Origin of the sequence: Sphingorhabdus lacus (assembly GCF_009768975.1) — a bacterium.
Lineage (GTDB): Bacteria > Pseudomonadota > Alphaproteobacteria > Sphingomonadales > Sphingomonadaceae > Sphingorhabdus_B > Sphingorhabdus_B lacus.
This window is the reverse complement of record NZ_CP035733.1, coordinates 2,277,988-2,293,141: the sequence shown is the minus strand read 5'-3', so window position 1 is coordinate 2,293,141 and position 15,154 is coordinate 2,277,988. Positions and strand designations below refer to the sequence as shown.

The window sequence follows — 15,154 nt, the reverse complement described above, 5'->3', positions numbered from 1 at the left end:
GGTATCTTATTGGTCTGTCGAACCCTGGTCGGTCGAACCCTGATCAGTTGAACCCTGATCGGTCGAGCCTTGATCGGTTGAACCCTGATCCGCGGGCTTGGTTTCCGTTGCGCCGTCTTCGGTCTTGGCGGCTGAATCTTCAACGGCAGGTTCGGCAACCACGGTTTCTTCAGCTACTACCTCTTCCGATGTTTTTTCGGCTTCGGGCTTGTTGCAGGCGGTAACGCCCAGAACCAGAAATGCAGCTGCTGACAATGTTACAATTTTACGCATATTCTTTCCCCCTTCAGGAAACACGAGTTTACACGAATTTCAGTTGTCCTAGCAAGGCCTTATACCGCGCGTCCTCTCGCAACGGATCCAGGAACGGATCGTTCAGCAAATAGACCAGTCCGGAATCCCCGGCATCATAGGCCTTTTGGAGCGTCGCAAAAGCGTCCTCCTTCTGGCCCCATTGCGCCAGTATCTGCGCCTGTTGGTAAAGTGCGTTGTCGCCATGTTCACTGATGAGCGCCGAAAGCGCTGCCTTTGCCTTGTCCAAGTCGCCTTTTTTCTGCGCAATGATCGCATTCCCCGGCAGCGCAAGCAGGCTGTTTGTTTCCAGCGCAAATTCTGCTTGCGCCTTATCGACATCGCCCAGCATCAGATAGGCATTGCCAATGTCCCCATGCAGGGTGCTGCGCTGCGGATTGAGGGCAAGCGCTTTGCGCCCGAAATTGATCGCCTCTTGATAAGCCTTTGCCGCATATTTGATATTGCCTGCGGACTTGAACATCGTGGAATTGAGCGGGTCAAGTATCGCGGCCCGATTGATTGCGGTTTCCGCCGCGACGAACCTTCCTGTCCGCGCACAATATACGGCATAGCGGCTCAGCACATCGACATCGCTTTTCGCCAGTGCATATGCCTGCTCATACGGCTTACGGGCCGCTGCCGCATCAAGCCGCCCGTAAAACAAGGCGTATCCCAGTGCGGCATAGGCCGGCGCAAAATTCGGTGCTGCCTTGGCTGCCTTTTGGGCTTCATTCACCGCTTCTGAGTAGAGAGCTTTCCGCTCGACTGCCGTGGCATATTGGTTGGCGATAACGGCAAGGGTACGCGACCGGAGCGCCCGCGCGGCGGCATAATCGGGGTCAATTGCAATAGCCTGTTCCAGCTTTGCCAAAGCTGCACGTTCCGACGCCTCGTCAATATGCGATTCAAAAAGTTCGCGTCCGCGCAAATAGGCGTCGAAGGCTGTCAGGCTGCGGGTGCCACCGACTTGTAATGCCTTCTTACCTGCTGAACTATCGTCCATCGCTGCGGACAGTGCCCCGGCGACTGCCGTGGCGATTTCGCTTTGTACCGCGAAGATATCCGACAATTGGCGCTCAAAAATTTTCGACCATTTGTTTGTGCCGCTGCGGCCATCGGTCAACTCGACCGCTATTTTGACCTTGTCGCCAACCCGCTGCACATTGCCGTCGAGCAGGTAGGAAACCTTCAATTCCTGGGCGATGGATTGAATATTGCCTTTTCGATCGCGGAACTGGTTTGATGATGTTTGCCCGACAATTTCCAATAATGCATTGCGCGATAGATTGGACCGGATTTCTGATGCCAGACCATCTGAGAAATAACGTTGTTCAGGATCGCCACTGAGATTGTCGAAAGGCAAAACGGCGACGCTGTTGCGTGTGGAGGGGCCGCCAAATACATCGGTCTTCCACACCGCGAAACCGGCAGCACCCGCCGCCACCGCAAGTCCGCCGCCTATTGCCCAGCGGCGGTTGATCTTAAAACCGTTTTTCGCAACCGGTGCGGGCATGTTTAGTACGGCGCGGTGGGAAGCTGCAATCGCGCGCAGCATCCGTAATATTTCGGTATCGGAGCTGTCCATTTTGGATTGTGCGAGGTTGATGACCTGAAACTGGCCAAACCCCAAGGGTGGTTCCGTACCGTCGAGCGACAGAGGGATAAGGATACTCCGGTCACGTCCGCGGGTGGCCTCATCATGAACCCAGTGCGACTGGACTGATGTTTTGGACCAGAGCACAACGACTGCCTTTGCTCTGTCCAACGCTTCTTCGGTCGACCGGGAAAAACGCTCGCCGCCTTCCAGCATGCCATCCCACCATGTGGCGAAACCGGCATCTTGAATAAGCCCGATTATCGGAATTGCACGTGCCTGGTCTTCACGCGAATAACTGAAAAACACAGTCGACTTTTGCGTATCGGTTGCGTCGGTTATCGGGTCGCTCTCAGTCAAATCGGTGCGTGCCCCCCAGTTGCAGCAAAGCCCGATATTTCAGGCCCGAAATTCACCTATTTCTCACATTGTTTATCGGTGCTTGCAACCGTTTTGATGGCGCTTTAGGCAAATAAAATGACAGGCCCAGAAAAGTCTCCATCTCGTCTTCGCTCTTTGTTGGGTGAACCTCTTGTCCATTTTTTGATTGCCGGCTTTCTGGTTTTCCTTTTGTCGCTTTGGCGCGGTGGGGGCGTCGATGCCGAAAGCCGGACGATCCACATCACCGAAGACAAAGTGGCGCGCTTGTCCGCCAGTTGGGAGCAGATATGGCGACGCCCTCCGACCCAAGCCGAGATTGATGGCCTGATCCGGGATTATATCAAGGAAGAGGTCTATTATCGGGAAGCTAAACGGCTTGGTCTGGACGAGGACGATACGGTCATTCGGCGCCGCCTTCGCTCCAAAATGGAGTTTCTAGCCAAGGCGCAGGTTGAAAACGCGCAGGCCGACGAGAAAACCCTGCAAAACTGGCTGGACCGCCATCCCGAGCGTTTTGCCACCGACATCATCTATGATTTTGACCAGATCTATCTTGGCGAAACGGCACAGGACGGCACCGCGATATTGAAAAGCATTGCTCAAGGTGCGGATTGGCGCACGCAGGGCAAATCAATTTCGCTGCCTCGCGCCTTGGAACAAAGCTCCGCATCGGACATTGCCCGCCAATTTGGCGACGCCTTCACGCAGGCCTTGTCTACTTCGCCATTGGACAGCTGGACAGGTCCTGTCCAATCCGGCTTTGGTGAACATCTCGTTCGGGTCCGTGCCAGAAAGGCATCGGGTAAGCCAACGCTTGATGCCGTCCGGCAAAGGGTCGAAAATGACTGGCGTGTCAGCGGCGCCAATGCACGTGAAGCGGAGGCCTATCAAGCACTGCTGGACGCCTACACGATCAAGATTGCCAAGCCGTGATCAGGCTGCTGTTTCTGCTGCTCCTTCTCGCGCTTGGCACCCCTGCGCGAGCGGATGAATTACGGCCCGGATATATGGAATTCACCCAGCAATCTGCCACACAGTGGATGCTGGTTTGGAAGCTTCCGATGCAGGGCGGTTTCACGCCATCCACCGCTCCGCTCTTGCCCAAAGGCTGCGCACTGACAGGAGAACCGCAACGGGACATCGCGAACGCGGCCGTCACAACGCGGTCCGCTGTAGTGTGCAAAGGAGAGGTTGCGGGGCAATTTATCGGCCTCGACGGCATAGAAACCGCGCAGTCGGACGTTCTGGTGCGGGTTGCTCCGCTTGGTCGTCCTGTGCAAGCCCTGCGTCTCACGCCTGCCGAGCCTCAGGTTTCCATTCAGGAAAAGGCGAGCGGCTGGCAAGTAGCGTGGACCTATTTTGTCACCGGCATCGACCACATCCTTTTTGGCTACGATCATTTGCTGTTCGTGGTTTCCCTCGTTCTCTTGCTGTCGGGCTTCTGGACAATCGCCAAGGCGGTTACGGCTTTCACCGTCGCCCATTCGCTGACGTTGGTGGGCACAACTTTGGGGTTGATTGGACTGCCACAGCAACCCGTTGAAAGTGTTATTGCGCTTTCCATCCTCTTTCTGGCTGTTGAAATAATCAAGCGAAAGCCTGGCGAAGCGCGTCTATCGGAACGGGTGCCTTGGGTCGTCGCCTTCGGGTTTGGCTTGCTGCACGGCTTTGGTTTTGCGGGGGCGCTGAAGGAAATCGGCCTGCCGGAGCAGGACATATCGGTCGCATTATTGACCTTCAATCTGGGTGTTGAAGTCGGCCAGATTATGATTGTCGCGCTCACATTGCTCCTACTGGCTACTTTGCGGCGCGTTTCAGATGCTCTTCTGCTTCCTGTGGTGAAACTGGCGACCTATGCCATCGGCATCACGGCGAGCTATTGGTTTATCGAACGCACCTTTTCGTAAGCGCCCGAAACAAGGGAATATTTACCATTCTGAAAGAGCTTGCTGCTAACTTTCCTGACTGGATCAGTTAGGCATTTTGTAAAATGGCGGCAGGAAAATTTTCATGGGGTGGTGGCAAGAATTCAGACACGCCGTCTGAAGGCTCGTCCAGCCTGTTCGGAAAAATTACCGCACGCTCTGTCGCCAAACCGGCGCAACTTGCGATCAACGCTATCGGCGGCACATCAAAAGATGCGCTTTTGCTGCTGCAAAATTACGAAGAAAGCGGGCGTGGCTGGTTCTGGTCGACCGATGCCGAAGGCCGCATAACCTACCTTACCGAATCTGTCTGCGAGTTGCTTGGCCAAACCCGTGACGAGCTGATCGGTGCGCCCTTCACCAGTCTCTTCCAGCAAGCCGATGAGGCTGCCGGGCACCAGCGCACCTTGCCCTTTATCTTACGCAAACAGTCCAAATTCGACGACCTCCCCCTGCAGGCCGCCAAGCCGGGTGAAGGCGAAATCTGGTGGTCTGTGTCAGGGCGTCCTTATTTCCATACACCTGACCATTTTGGCGGATATCGCGGGAGCGGCACCGACATCACGGCGCAGCGGATCAGCGCCAAGGACAATTCGCGTCTCGCCACATATGATTCGCTAACCGGCCTGCTGAACCGCTTCCGGATGGGCAAGCTTCTCGAAACGACACTTTCGGCGTTTAAACAGCAACGGCGTGCCTGCTCGGTCATGCTGATTGACCTCGACCGGTTCAAGCATGTCAACGATACGCTGGGTCACCCAGCTGGCGATGCGTTGCTAAAGCAGGTCGCGGAGCGGCTGATCAAGGTTGTTGGCGACCGCGAGAAGATCGGTCGTCTTGGCGGCGACGAGTTCCAGATCATCCTTCAGGACGTTGATGATCGTGGCGCATTGGGCGACATGGCCGAGAAGATCATCAAGAGCCTGTCCCATCCCTATTCCGTCGATGGAAGCCGCTGCATCATCGGCGCTTCGGTTGGAATAGCGGTCAGCCCCTTTGACGGGCAAAGCAGCGAAGAATTGATCCGCAACGCCGACCTTGCGCTTTATGCGGCAAAAGGCGGCGGTCGCGGGCGATTCCGTTTCTATTCCAGCGAGCTGCTGCAAGCGGCCGAAGATCGGCGCGTACTTGAAGAAGATCTGCGCGATGCGCTCGCCAAGGACCAGATATGGCTTGCATACCAACCGGTCGTGGATGCCAAAACCAACGTGGTCACAGGCTTCGAAGCATTGATCCGGTGGAATCATCCTGAACGTGGCAATATATCGCCCGCGCTGTTCATCCCGATTGCCGAAGAAACCAACCTCATCGGCGAACTCGGCGAATGGGCGTTGCAAAAGGCATGCGAACAGGCAGCGACCTGGCCCGGAAGGCTGCGCGTGGCTGTTAATGTATCGCCCATCCAGTTTGCAAACGACCTGCTGCCCAAACTTATCGAAGGCGCCCTTTCCACGTCGGGCCTTTCGCCGGACAGGTTGGAGCTTGAAATCACAGAAGGCGTTTTCCTGCAGGAAAGCTCCGATACCGACGCCATGTTCCAGGCGCTGAAGAAGATAGGTGTCCGCCTGGCGCTTGATGACTTTGGTACGGGATATTCGTCGCTCGGCTATTTGCGAACCGCGCCTTTTGACAAGATCAAAATCGACCAGAGCTTTGTCCGCACCGCGACCGAACCGGGCAGCCGTGACGGTGCGATCATCGCCGCCATCGTGGCGCTCGCCGATGCGCTGGATATGGATACCACGGCGGAGGGCATTGAATCCCTCGATCAGTTGGCCATGATCCGCGACCTCAATGTCAGCCATGTCCAGGGATATGTGTACAGCCAGGCAGTCAGTAATGAAGTCCTGCTCGAACGGCTGCAGGCCGGGGAATGGTCCATTAGTCCTTCTGGCCCAGCAGTGACGCGCGGGGACCGCCTGTCGATGTTCCGCAAGATTGGCGCGATCCATGAAAACCATTGCTACAACGTTGTTCTGCGCAATCTGTCGGTGTCGGGCGCGTTGATAGAAGGCATATTGGACGTACCCGAAGGCACGAATTTCGTGCTCGATTTCGGCGACGGTCAGCTTGCCGTGTCCACCGTTGTGCGCTCCATGGGGCATCAGCAGGGTCTGGCTTTTGAAGAGCGTCTGGTGAACGATGGCAATGGCGGCTTGTGCACGAGCCGCCGGATATCCCCCTATATGCTTGCCGCGGCCGGCATGCCGATCAGCAATCTGCCGCCCGGCTATTACCAATCGACCGAAGCCGAGCCACGCCCCAAATCCCTGCCGGTATTCAGCACGGTGAGCGATTGGAAGGCTGGCTGAGTTTAGACCATTCCCCGCTTGCGAAATTGCCCGATTGAAGGGTAAAACCGCTCCCTGTCTAAACGAGAGGGAATAGGATGCGGAAATTCAGGCAAATCGGCCTCATCGGTGCATTGGCTTTGGTGGCATCGCCCGCCTTGGCCAAGGACGACAAGCTAACCGAGGCGCGTCCCCCCATTTTCGAAGAATTGGTAAACTGCCGCACCATTACCGACCCCACTGAACGGTTGTCCTGCTATGATGCGAAGGTCGCCGCAATGGACGAGGCCGAAAAGAAAGACGAGCTCGTCCTTGCCGATAAGGCGTCGATGAAAGAGGCACGGCGTGGCCTGTTCGGCTTTTCCATCCCAAAGCTGAAGATATTCGGCAATGACGGCAAAGAAGAGGAAAAGTTCGAGCTCGTCGCCAAAATCGATTCTGCCTATCAAGCCAGCCCCGGGAAATGGACGATCCTGCTCGACGATGGCGCGCGCTGGGTGCAGATCGATGCCCAAGTCATGCGCAAAAATCCGGAACGCGGTAACGAAATCAAGATCCGTGAAGCGGCAATGGGAAGCTATTTCGCCAATATCAATGGCCAGCGCGCCATCCGCATGCGGCGGGTGAATTAAGCGAAGTTTTGGGAACTAAGGGCCGTTGCCGCTTGGCGAAACAGCCGAGATCACCAACCTGGGGTCAATTCGCGCGCTATTCCATTTCATGCCCCAGTGCAGGTGCGGTCCGCTGGCACGCCCGGTGGCACCGACTTTGCCGATGACCTGCCCTTGTTTCACCACATCGCCTTCGCGCACCAACAGTTCGGAGCAGTGCAGGAACGCACTGTTGAGGCCCATGCCGTGATCAATCATCAGCAAATGTCCCTCTAACGTGAAGACGTCTTCTGCGGCGGCGAGTGTGACCACGCCGTCGGCGGGTGCAACAAAGGGCGTGCCAGCCGCCGCTGCGATGTCCATACCACTGTGGTAGCTTCCGGGTGTGCCATTATAAATGCGTTGCGCCCCGAACAGTCCGGATATCCGTCCTGCGACCGGGCGGATAAAATTCTGCCGCCATCCATCACTTGCCACGCGCGTCGCCCGGGCCGCGTTGATACGGGCGAGTTCCGGTCCGCGCCGCGCCTGAAATTCCTCAGTGGTTTTTGCACCGCCGGTTGGGTTGGCGGCCACATGTTCGATTTTCCAGTTACCCGGTGCAACGGGAAGATAATGCTCCTTACGCTGCCCATCGGAAAACAGGGCGACAAGGCTGGCGCTGTTTTCCGCATCGCGGTCGAAACCTATCAGGAAAAAACCTTCAGCAGTTAAGGGAAGTTCGGCACCGTTAAAAAGGACCGCGCGCGCGCCGCTGGGCGCTCGGGCGGTGACGAGGCCGCCTTGGATCGCAGGGGTAGAAAACCAGAAATCGGGCCGCATGCTCTCGACCTGAGCTGTGGTGGAGCGCGCGGGTGCAGGCGTGATGGCGGGAGGTTCAACTGGAACGGACGCGCTGCGTGCCGGTGTGGACGCTTGTGGCGGTGTCGCTGTGCAGGTTGCGAGCGCCGCAAAAGCGATCATCAGGACCGAACTGCGTCCATGCATCCGGTCGTTAACCCTGTCCGAGCGCTGCCCGTGTCGAAATCTCCGCACTGGCATAGGGTTCCTGCTTGATCACGCTCCAATAGCGCAATTCTTCCAGAGGGATGGCTTGTCCAGTCACTGCACACAGCACATGATCCCCCGGACTCAAGAGGCGGAATCCGTTCGCCATATAGTGCAGGCGTGCGACTTTGTTTTTGCTCGACATCAACATCCCCTCATTATGGCGCAATGTGCATGAATGGGCAATGACAGCATTCAGCCGTCGAACAAATTGCCCTGATTTGGGGCGGGGCGCGGTGGCTTGGGGGATGCATTTTTGGGCTGTGCCGTCGCACCATGTACCGTGGCGCCAATCTCACCATCGGCAAAACGCAAGCCGACCTCGCCTGCCAATTGTGCCGCCTCACGGGTAAGAATTGTCCTGCCGTGGGCATCGGTAACCCGTGCAAATCCGCGTTTCAACGGAGCTTCGGGATGCAGGCTGCCCGCGAGCCGCGCCAGTGCATCCAGCCTTTGTTGCCCTTGATCCACCCGCCGCGCCAACAATCGGGGGTGTAGCATCTGGGCCGGGCCGGAAAAGGCGAGTTCGGCTTTACCTACCCGCGTGCGGAGCGATTGGCGCAACCGTTCGGCCAGTTCGTCGGTGCGTTGCTGGTGCGGGGCAGACAGGTCGGTCAATTTGGGCATCAGGCGACGCTGCGCCTCCAACCGTTCGGTCGCGCGGTCGACATGGCGACGGACGGCACCGGACATACGCAGCGCGGCCTGACCGACCCGCTGAAGCAATTCGCTTCGTACCGGTACGGCCATTTCGGCGGCGGCGGTGGGGGTCGGCGCGCGGACATCTGCGGCAAAATCGCACAACGTAGTATCGGTTTCATGGCCGACGGCCGAGATAGTCGGTATGGTGCAATCGGCAACCGCGCGCACCACCACCTCCTCGTTGAACGCCCATAGGTCCTCGATTGACCCGCCACCACGCGCGATAATGACAAGATCGGGTCGCCGAACCGGGCCATCGGTGGGCAGAGCGGAAAAGCCGTTGACGGCGCGGGCGATCTGGGCGGCGGCGCCTTCACCCTGCACGAGCACGGGCCAGACAAGGACATGGCTCGGAAAGCGGTCGGCAAGGCGGTGCAAGATATCGCGGATCACCGCGCCGGTGGGGGATGTGACGACGCCTATGGTGCGGGGAAGCGCGGGTATCGGGACTTTCTTCTGGGGTGCAAAAAGCCCCTCAGCCGCAAGACGTGCTTTCAGTTTTTCGAACAGCAACATCATCGCGCCTTCGCCGGCGACTTCGAGGCTTTCGACGACAATCTGGTAGTTGGAACGGCCCGCATAGGTGGTCAGTTTTCCAGTAGCGATGACCTCCAGACCATCTTCAGGCGCAAAGGGCAGGCGGGCCGCGCCGCCTTTCCACATAACGGCGTCGAGGCGGGCATTCTCGTCTTTCAGGCTAAAGTAGATATGGCCGGAAGCCGCCCGTTTGAAACCGGAAATCTCGCCGCGGACGCGAACATGGCCAAAACGGTCCTCAACCGTACGCTTGAGTGCGGACGACAATTCCGACACGCTCATGGCCTGGGCATTGTCGCCGGGGCGCTCCTCGGCTAACAGGCGCGCAGTTGGGCCGTTGGGGTCGTTAAAAGGGGCGTTGTCGGACATGAATATCTTGCTCATCGGTTCAGGCGGACGTGAACATGCGCTTGCTTGGAAGCTCGCACAGTCACCCTCCTGTGATACACTCTACGCCGCCCCCGGCAACCCTGGCATCGCAGAAGATGCCGAACTTGTTGACCTGAACGTATCCGACCATGCTGCAGTAATAAGCTTTTGTGCAGGACATGACATCGGATTGGTGGTGGTGGGGCCGGAAGGCCCTCTGGTCGATGGTCTTGGCGATTCCTTGCGTGAGGCGGGCATATCTGTCTTCGGACCGAACCGGAATGCAGCGCAACTCGAGGGCTCGAAAGGCTTTACCAAGGATATGTGCGCAGCGGCCAACATTCCAACGGCCGGCTACCGTCGCCATGATAGCAAAGCCTCTGCGTTGGCCGGGCTTGATGAGTTCAAGCCTCCCTATGTGATCAAGGCGGATGGACTGGCCGCAGGTAAAGGCGTGATCATTGCGGAGAGCAAGGCGGATGCGGAGGCGGCCATCGAGGACATGTTCGGCGGTGGCTTTGGTGATGCCGGGGCCGCCGTGGTTCTCGAGGAGTTTATGACGGGCGAAGAAGTGAGTTTCTTTGCCCTGACCGATGGCCATGATGTCGTCGCTTTCGGCTCGGCACAGGACCATAAGCGGGTGGGCGATGGCGACACCGGCCCGAATACAGGCGGCATGGGGGCCTATTCGCCCGCTCCGGTTTTGACCCAGCTTCTGCAGGACGAGGTGATGGAGCGCATTATCCAGCCGACCGTTGGCTATATGGCGGAACAAGGCATGCCCTATTCCGGTGTGTTGTTTGCAGGACTGATGCTGACGGAAGAGGGTCCGAAGCTGATCGAGTATAATGCCCGATTTGGCGATCCGGAATGCCAGGTATTGATGAGCCGCTTTCAAGGCGATCTGGTGACGCTTATGCACGCCGTCGCGACAGGAGGCCTGTCCGCCGAGTCCGCACCGGGCTTCTCCCCAAACTCAGCCTTGACGGTTGTCATGGCCGCCCAAGGCTATCCCGGCACGCCGCAAAAGGGTGGCGCGATTTCCATTGATTATGTGACACAGGCGAAGGTGTTCCACGCAGGTACGGCGGAAAAAGAGGGCCAGTTGGTTGCCAATGGTGGCCGGGTGCTCAATGTGACAGCCATGGGTGTCAATGTGACCGAAGCACAGCGCAACGCGTATGCGGCGATTGAGGCGATTGATTTCCCCACCGGCTTCTATCGGCGTGACATCGGCTGGCGCGAAGTGGAGCGTGAATCGGCTATTTGATTTGCGCTTTTGCTTTCTTCGAAAATTTGCTTAACCTGCTGTGTTGAGTTGAGGGCCGTTTCGGGGAGAAAATCATGACTGCATCTTTGTTGATTATCGTAAGCGCCATTATCATTTTCACTGCATTGATGTGGTGGTTGCTCGCACTTGGATCGGTCAAAAAGGATTCAGGGACCAAGGATGCAGCAGCGCCCAAGGCTGTTCCTGCTCCGCCGGTTGCAGCCACGCCTCCGCCTGCGGCACCTAAAGTCGCTGCACCCGCCAAATTAATGGACGATCCAGCGCCAGCATCGAAGACGGCGCCTGCAAAAGCGCAGGCACCTTTAAAGGCTGCTGCTACCAAAGCTGCACCGGCCAAACCGGCGGCAAAAAAGGCCGCGGCTCCAAAAGCTGCTGCCCCCAAGGCAAAAGCCGAAAAAGCTGTCACAGCTAAAGCGCCTGCGCCAAAGCCAGCCGCCAAGGCAGCTGCAAAAGCGCCGGTAAAGGCAAAAGCCGAAGCCGCGCCCAAGCCCAAGGCAGCGACGAAGAAAGCCGTTGTGGCACCCGCGCCCAAGGCACCTGCAGCGAAAGCCAAAGCGGCACCAAAGCCGAAAGCCGCAGCAAAGCCGAAAGCGGCTGCAAAACCGGTTATCCCCGACAATCTCGAATTGCTGAAGGGCGTCGGTCCGAAGTTGAATACGCTGCTTAAATCGCTCGGTGTGACCAGCTTTGCGCAGGTTGCCAAGATGACGGCTGCCGATGTGGCGGAACTGGACAGCAAGCTCGGCACATTTGCCGGACGGATTACCCGTGATAACTGGGTTGATCAGGCCTCGCTTCTGGTCGCAGGAGATGTTGCCGGTTTCGAAAAGAAATATGGCGCGCTCGGCAGCGAGATTACCAAAGGCTGATACGGCGCCCCTCCCGTAAGCGGGAGGGGTTAAGCTGTCTTCCGAATCCGCGTAGGCCGGGGTTGCAGAACTCCGCCGCAGTTGGGGCATTTTCCGGCTAGCGGTCCGTCGACACAAGGTGCGCAGAATGTGCACTCATAGCTGCAGATCCGTGCATCCTCGCTTTCCCATGGCAGCGGTGTGGCACAAATTTCACATGTGTCGCGCATTTCCAGCATCAAGCCCTCCTATCGTCCGACCCTTTGCAAACCGGTTCCGTGCATTTTCAACCAACGGTCCGCCGTTTTTCGGTCACCTTCATATAACGCATCCAGCCAAGCGTAGAAAGCCGGGCTATGGTCCATATGCCGCATATGTGCGACCTCATGCGCGATGACGGATCGCCGGACATGAACCGGCGCCATGATGAGGCGCCAACTCAGCGATATCGTGCCTCGGCTGGAACAGCTGCCCCAACGGCTTCGGGGATCGCCCAGCGACAGCCGCGGCACCGGTTCGGCGGCTTTTTCACAATAATGCCGGATTTCCTTTTCATAAATCCGCCGCGCCTCCGCCTTCAGCCAGCGTAGGACACGCGCTTCAACCGATGCTTCGGGGCCACCGAGCCGGATCATGCCTTCGCCGCACCGGATCGTGCGCGGCCACTCCTCGCGCCATTCAATGCGATGGCTTTCGCCCTCTACCGCGATTTCACCGCCCGGGCCTATGGGCGCTGCATCCGGCGCGCTTTGCAGCCGCGCGGCAATCCATTCGCGCTTCTTCGACACAAAATCGAGCGCGACGGTAGTCGGAGTATAATGGGGCATTGTAATCCGGATTTCGCGCTTCACCGCATCGGCGCGCATCGAAATCCGGCGGGCACGCGGGTTGCGCCGGATACGCACCGGAACGCTTTCGCCTTCGATATCCACCTCCGGGTCAGAGAGGCTGTTCGATAATATGGTTTTCAAGCGGTCCAGCATGCAGTTCGGATATTGCCCGACCTTTGACCGACATGCCAGCTTCATGAATCGTTTCGGTACTTCCGCTGACGAGATAATGCCATTCGGGCAGCGGCTGTCCTGCGGCGCGCAGGACATAGGCACATGTCGATGGCAGCCAGACATAGTCATCAATCTTGCGCTGGGTCAGACGAAGGCATTCGGGTACAATGGCTTTCCGGTTGCGATAATCGGCGCAGCGGCATGTGCTCAGGTCTAGCAATTTGCACGCGACATTGGTGGGATAGATACGTCCGGTATCTTCATCCTCCACCTTGTTCAGGCAGCATTTGCCGCATCCATCGCACAGCGCTTCCCACTGCGCGCGGTCAAGCGTTTCGATCGGAGCTTCCCAGAAGGGTGTTTCGGCCATCGGTTGGTTCAGCGAACCCACTTTTCGAGTTCGGCTTCGACCAGTTTCGGCGCACCTTCATTGGCATCCGTATTCGGCTGATCGGCGGGCAATATCGCGATAGGCTTACCGTCCGGCCCCATCAAATAGGGTGTCTGGCTGTGGCTCATCAGGTAATTTTCAGGGGATGAGCCTTCGACCCGGCTGGAGTATATGGCGAATTTCTTGGCGGCGTCCGCGATTTCGGCATCAGTGCCTGACAGTCCAAGGGCGCGCGAATGGAAAGCGCCGACAAATTGCTTGAGCACGTCAGGCGTATCGCGCTTGGGGTCAACTGTAATGAAAATGGGTTGAATCTTGGCCGCCAATTCGGGCTTGGTTTTTTCAAAGGCTTTCAGGCCTGCCATCAAATTTTGCATGTCTGGCGTACAGATATCCGGGCAATTGGTGTAGCCGAAATAGACGATACGATATTGACCGTCGAATTCCTTCCACGTCCGCTTCTTCCCATTCTGATCAGTCAGGGTAAAGTCACCGCCAATGGCAGCTCCGGCCAAGGGAGCTTCGGTTAGCGAAGGTTGGGCGGGTTCCTGATTACAGGCGCTCAAGACAAGCAGAAGGGGCGAAATTGCGATGGATAGCGCGATACGGGGATTTTTGTTCATAGCGGGGCCAGACATGGTCTGCTAATGCACGGATATCAAGTATTTTGGGTTGTATTTTATGGGGCAGTTTTTCGTGAACAAGAAAATGATTTTGGCTCTGCTGGCGGCATCACTCTTTCCTGTGGCTTCCGGGGTCGTCGCGCCGCCAGCCCAAGCCCAGTTTTCGGACAGCTATAACTTCCTGAAGGCGGTACGCGAACGCAAGGGTGAAGAGGCGGAGAAATTTCTGTCGGAACCGGGCACCGTCATCGTCAATACACGCGACAGCACCAGCGGTGAAACAGCGTTGCATATTGTGATTACCCGCCGCGATTCGACCTGGCTCGGTTACTTGTTGCAAAAGGGAGCCAATCCCAATCTGGCCGATAAAAAGGGTACAACGCCGCTGATGCTCGCCACGCAGCTTAACTATGTCGAGGGCATCGACTTGCTGGTGAAGAAAAAGGTGCAGGTCGACCAGACCAACCGTTCCGGTGAAACAGCCCTGATTCTGGCGGTGCAACTGCGCAATGCCGAAGCCGTCCGCGCGCTGCTGAAAGCGGGTGCCAATCCCGATAAGAAAGATAGCCGCGCGGGCTACTCTGCCCGCGACTATGCCAAGCAGGATGGCCGCGCCACGGCGATTGTCGCAATCCTGGAAAATAATGGCAAAACGGATGCCACGAAAAAGCCGGCCGAGCTGGACTTTTCGGGGATTGGCGACCCCAAATAAGTCTTAGCCGGGGACGAACTTCATCGCGACGCCGTTCATGCAATAGCGTTTGCCTGTGGGCTTCGGTCCGTCGTTGAAGACATGACCCAAATGGCCGCCGCAGCGCGCGCAATGCACCTCGGTACGAGGCAAACCGATCTTGTAATCGGTCTTTGTGCCGACGCCGCCGGCCAACGGTTGCCAGAAACTGGGCCAACCGGTGCCGCTGTCATATTTGGTGTTGGACGCAAACAGGCGCTGGTTACAGCCTGCGCACACAAACGTCCCCTTGCGCTTTTCCTTGTTTAACGAACTGGTGAACGGGGTTTCCGTATCCTCCTGACGCAGCACGCGATAGGCGGCGGGGGAAAGCCGCTTTTTCCATTCCGCATCTGTCAGTGTGACAGCAAAGCGGGCTTTAGCCGTTGCGTCCTTGCCGCATCCAAACATGAACGCGGCGACGCCTATGCTGCCCAAGGAAAAAAATTGACGCTTGCTCAGCTTCATGACGAATATCCTCTATCTGGTGACAGGCTTAAATACGCGTCATTCCGC

General features: G+C 57.5%; 17 protein-coding genes. 7 read left to right on the top strand and 10 right to left on the bottom strand.

The genetic code is table 11. The features are described from left to right. Window positions 1–6: 6 nt before the first annotated feature. Window positions 7–273, bottom strand: a complete 267-nt coding sequence (locus EUU25_RS10775; protein ID WP_143777504.1) for a hypothetical protein — start codon at window positions 271–273, stop codon at window positions 7–9. Between the two features lie 28 nt (window positions 274–301). Then, window positions 302–2,248 carry a TIR domain-containing protein gene (locus EUU25_RS10770; RefSeq protein ID WP_158900877.1) on the bottom strand — a complete coding sequence of 649 codons (1,947 nt, stop codon included), beginning with the start codon at window positions 2,246–2,248 and terminating at the stop codon, window positions 302–304. A 117-nt stretch (window positions 2,249–2,365) separates the two neighbouring features. On the opposite strand from EUU25_RS10770, the gene EUU25_RS10765 reads away from it, so the two are divergent. The 4 genes from EUU25_RS10765 (at window position 2,366) to EUU25_RS10750 (ending at window position 7,117) form a co-directional block, all read left to right on the top strand. Next, window positions 2,366–3,202 (top strand): peptidyl-prolyl cis-trans isomerase, encoded by an 837-nt coding sequence (locus EUU25_RS10765; protein WP_158900876.1) that lies wholly within the window; start codon window positions 2,366–2,368, stop codon window positions 3,200–3,202. Then, window positions 3,199–4,176 carry a HupE/UreJ family protein gene (locus tag EUU25_RS10760; RefSeq protein WP_246162677.1) on the top strand — a complete coding sequence of 326 codons (978 nt, stop codon included), beginning with the start codon at window positions 3,199–3,201 and terminating at the stop codon, window positions 4,174–4,176. Before EUU25_RS10765 ends, EUU25_RS10760 begins: the two co-directional genes overlap by 4 nt. 83 nt (window positions 4,177–4,259) lie before the next feature. Next, on the top strand, window positions 4,260–6,506 hold the full coding sequence (locus EUU25_RS10755) for a putative bifunctional diguanylate cyclase/phosphodiesterase (protein ID WP_158900874.1): 2,247 nt from the start codon (window positions 4,260–4,262) through the stop codon (window positions 6,504–6,506). Window positions 6,507–6,583: 77 nt separating this feature from the next. Continuing rightward, window positions 6,584–7,117, top strand: coding sequence for a hypothetical protein (locus EUU25_RS10750; RefSeq protein ID WP_158900872.1), 534 nt, complete (start codon window positions 6,584–6,586; stop codon window positions 7,115–7,117). A gap of 15 nt (window positions 7,118–7,132) precedes the next feature. Here EUU25_RS10750 and EUU25_RS10745 read toward each other — a convergent pair whose 3' ends face one another. Genes EUU25_RS10745 through xseA form a run of 3 tightly spaced genes read right to left on the bottom strand, consistent with a single transcriptional unit; the run spans window position 7,133 to window position 9,751 of the window. Further along, on the bottom strand, window positions 7,133–8,059 hold the full coding sequence (locus EUU25_RS10745) for a peptidoglycan DD-metalloendopeptidase family protein (protein WP_158900870.1): 927 nt from the start codon (window positions 8,057–8,059) through the stop codon (window positions 7,133–7,135). A gap of 31 nt (window positions 8,060–8,090) precedes the next feature. Beyond that, window positions 8,091–8,294 carry a DUF2093 domain-containing protein gene (locus tag EUU25_RS10740; RefSeq protein WP_158900868.1) on the bottom strand — a complete coding sequence of 68 codons (204 nt, stop codon included), beginning with the start codon at window positions 8,292–8,294 and terminating at the stop codon, window positions 8,091–8,093. A gap of 44 nt (window positions 8,295–8,338) precedes the next feature. After that, window positions 8,339–9,751 carry an exodeoxyribonuclease VII large subunit gene (gene xseA / locus EUU25_RS10735; protein WP_158900866.1) on the bottom strand — a complete coding sequence of 471 codons (1,413 nt, stop codon included), beginning with the start codon at window positions 9,749–9,751 and terminating at the stop codon, window positions 8,339–8,341. Between xseA and purD the strand changes: the two genes are divergently transcribed. Both purD and EUU25_RS10725 read left to right on the top strand, forming a co-directional pair. Next, window positions 9,750–11,021: a phosphoribosylamine--glycine ligase gene (gene purD / locus EUU25_RS10730; protein ID WP_158900864.1), complete on the top strand. Its 1,272-nt coding sequence runs from the start codon at window positions 9,750–9,752 to the stop codon at window positions 11,019–11,021. The genes xseA and purD overlap by 2 nt on opposite strands. A gap of 74 nt (window positions 11,022–11,095) precedes the next feature. Further along, window positions 11,096–11,911: a hypothetical protein gene (locus EUU25_RS10725; RefSeq protein ID WP_158900862.1), complete on the top strand. Its 816-nt coding sequence runs from the start codon at window positions 11,096–11,098 to the stop codon at window positions 11,909–11,911. A gap of 29 nt (window positions 11,912–11,940) precedes the next feature. Here the strand turns inward: EUU25_RS10725 and EUU25_RS10720 are convergent, their stop codons facing one another. Genes EUU25_RS10720 through EUU25_RS10705 form a run of 4 tightly spaced genes read right to left on the bottom strand, consistent with a single transcriptional unit; the run spans window position 11,941 to window position 13,908 of the window. Continuing rightward, on the bottom strand, window positions 11,941–12,129 hold the full coding sequence (locus EUU25_RS10720) for a DUF1272 domain-containing protein (RefSeq protein ID WP_158900860.1): 189 nt from the start codon (window positions 12,127–12,129) through the stop codon (window positions 11,941–11,943). A 9-nt stretch (window positions 12,130–12,138) separates the two neighbouring features. Further along, on the bottom strand, window positions 12,139–12,861 hold the full coding sequence (locus EUU25_RS10715) for a M48 family metallopeptidase (RefSeq protein ID WP_158900858.1): 723 nt from the start codon (window positions 12,859–12,861) through the stop codon (window positions 12,139–12,141). Continuing rightward, the gene (locus EUU25_RS10710) at window positions 12,830–13,264 is read right to left on the bottom strand and encodes a YcgN family cysteine cluster protein (protein ID WP_158900856.1); all 435 of its coding nucleotides are present in this window, start codon (window positions 13,262–13,264) and stop codon (window positions 12,830–12,832) included. The genes EUU25_RS10715 and EUU25_RS10710 overlap by 32 nt, the downstream gene beginning before the upstream one ends. 8 nt (window positions 13,265–13,272) lie before the next feature. After that, window positions 13,273–13,908 (bottom strand): SCO family protein, encoded by a 636-nt coding sequence (locus tag EUU25_RS10705; RefSeq protein WP_158900854.1) that lies wholly within the window; start codon window positions 13,906–13,908, stop codon window positions 13,273–13,275. 73 nt (window positions 13,909–13,981) lie between these two features. Between EUU25_RS10705 and EUU25_RS10700 the strand changes: the two genes are divergently transcribed. Then, window positions 13,982–14,620, top strand: coding sequence for an ankyrin repeat domain-containing protein (locus tag EUU25_RS10700; protein WP_246162674.1), 639 nt, complete (start codon window positions 13,982–13,984; stop codon window positions 14,618–14,620). Between the two features lie 3 nt (window positions 14,621–14,623). On the opposite strand, the gene msrB is transcribed toward EUU25_RS10700, so the two are convergent. After that, window positions 14,624–15,106 (bottom strand): peptide-methionine (R)-S-oxide reductase MsrB, encoded by a 483-nt coding sequence (gene msrB, locus EUU25_RS10695; protein ID WP_158900850.1) that lies wholly within the window; start codon window positions 15,104–15,106, stop codon window positions 14,624–14,626. Window positions 15,107–15,154 lie beyond the last annotated feature (48 nt).

Coding starts and splice junctions, on each gene's coding strand:
- EUU25_RS10750 (WP_158900872.1), top strand. CDS start 6,584: ATGCGGAAATTCAGGCAAATCGGCCTCATCGGTGCATTGGCTTTGGTG.
- xseA (WP_158900866.1), bottom strand. CDS start 9,751: ATGTCCGACAACGCCCCTTTTAACGACCCCAACGGCCCAACTGCGCGC.
- EUU25_RS10705 (WP_158900854.1), bottom strand. CDS start 13,908: ATGAACAAAAATCCCCGTATCGCGCTATCCATCGCAATTTCGCCCCTT.
- EUU25_RS10710 (WP_158900856.1), bottom strand. CDS start 13,264: ATGGCCGAAACACCCTTCTGGGAAGCTCCGATCGAAACGCTTGACCGC.
- EUU25_RS10755 (WP_158900874.1), top strand. CDS start 4,260: ATGGCGGCAGGAAAATTTTCATGGGGTGGTGGCAAGAATTCAGACACG.
- purD (WP_158900864.1), top strand. CDS start 9,750: ATGAATATCTTGCTCATCGGTTCAGGCGGACGTGAACATGCGCTTGCT.
- EUU25_RS10765 (WP_158900876.1), top strand. CDS start 2,366: ATGACAGGCCCAGAAAAGTCTCCATCTCGTCTTCGCTCTTTGTTGGGT.
- EUU25_RS10740 (WP_158900868.1), bottom strand. CDS start 8,294: ATGTTGATGTCGAGCAAAAACAAAGTCGCACGCCTGCACTATATGGCG.
- EUU25_RS10775 (WP_143777504.1), bottom strand. CDS start 273: ATGCGTAAAATTGTAACATTGTCAGCAGCTGCATTTCTGGTTCTGGGC.
- EUU25_RS10745 (WP_158900870.1), bottom strand. CDS start 8,059: ATGATCGCTTTTGCGGCGCTCGCAACCTGCACAGCGACACCGCCACAA.
- msrB (WP_158900850.1), bottom strand. CDS start 15,106: ATGAAGCTGAGCAAGCGTCAATTTTTTTCCTTGGGCAGCATAGGCGTC.
- EUU25_RS10725 (WP_158900862.1), top strand. CDS start 11,096: ATGACTGCATCTTTGTTGATTATCGTAAGCGCCATTATCATTTTCACT.
- EUU25_RS10720 (WP_158900860.1), bottom strand. CDS start 12,129: ATGCTGGAAATGCGCGACACATGTGAAATTTGTGCCACACCGCTGCCA.